We start from the raw sequence: 1,198 nt of genomic DNA, 5'->3' as shown, positions 1-1,198 counted from the left end.
TCGAGGTACTTCTCGACTGCTTTTTCATACCGTTTATGCTCAATTTCAGAAAATGCCATTTTTATCACCTAAGCTTCTGTTTAGGCTAAGTTTACGACTCATTCTAGCAACTGGCTAGTTCAACTTTCACGAAAGCGCATAACGCCGCATTAAGGTGTGAGCAACGCTACCACGAAACTTAACCATACCACCATAAACATAAAACCCAACGATGGAATGAAAAATGCCAAGCGTTGGGAATCACTCTTAAATGCTTTGTTAGTTGCACAATGCGCACTGAATTTTTTGTTTATTTTCAGTGATATATTCTATGTCATTTAGATAGGCTTGAAGATGACCTTGCTCTATGTTTTCAGCAAAGGACTTATTACCATTTTCAGCTTCACTACGCATGAACGAAACTAAAGCCTGCAATCGCTGAACCATTGCGTCGGTTAGTTGATTCCTTTCGGATTCAGTAACACCGTAACTATCACAGAACAATTTAGCTCTAGCCACCTGCTCACAGATTGTACCTAACTTATCATTTCTATCTGTTTTGAAAGGCGACCAACAATAAACCGAATATGCTAAATCCCATATTCTTGGCGCTGGGTGCGAAGTATCGAAGTCAAATACACCAACAACTGTATTTTCGGACAGGGCAACATTATATGGGGTAAAGTCACCATGACAGATAACCTCAAAAGGCTCTCTTGGCTCTAGCATCCAGCTGAGTGTATTGACATCTAATTGATCTAAAAGTGTCGCAGTTGAGTCATGTATTTTACGCAACAATTTAGCGGCTGATATAAGTGCCTCATCGGTTGCGATGGCACCAACTAGTGGGTAATTATAAGTATTACCAGCGACAAAACTTAGGATTTCCTGTTCTTGGTTAACACCAAGAAATCTTGGGCATTCTGATACATTTTCTTGCTCAAGGTGCTTCAAAATAAGATGGATTGTAGAGCTCCACACCTGAAGAGGTCGATAGACAACTTCTCCATCTCGATATATTGCTGATTCTCTACCGCCTGATAATTCTTCCACGAAACCTCCTCGTGCAACTAACGCCCTGTTAAGGTGTGAGCAACGCAATACTAAAGCCGCCGCATACCAACTTAAACACTAAACGCAACGCATAGTAAAAATGCCACGCGTTGCGAATCACTCTTAAACAGTTTGTTATGTGCGTACCAAACGGTAGCGCCTTACT

1 protein-coding gene is annotated in these 1,198 nt (G+C 41.2%); it reads right to left on the bottom strand.

What is annotated here, in order from left to right; translation table 11 throughout:
- Positions 1-258 precede the first annotated feature (258 nt).
- Complete coding sequence (locus tag ELS82_RS25135; RefSeq protein WP_134837785.1) at positions 259-1,032, bottom strand: aminoglycoside phosphotransferase family protein; 774 nt, start codon at positions 1,030-1,032, stop codon at positions 259-261.
- Positions 1,033-1,198 lie beyond the last annotated feature (166 nt).

This window comes from Vibrio ouci (genome assembly GCF_004551525.1).
GTDB lineage: Bacteria > Pseudomonadota > Gammaproteobacteria > Enterobacterales > Vibrionaceae > Vibrio > Vibrio ouci.
This window is presented reverse-complemented; position numbering and strand designations above follow the sequence as displayed.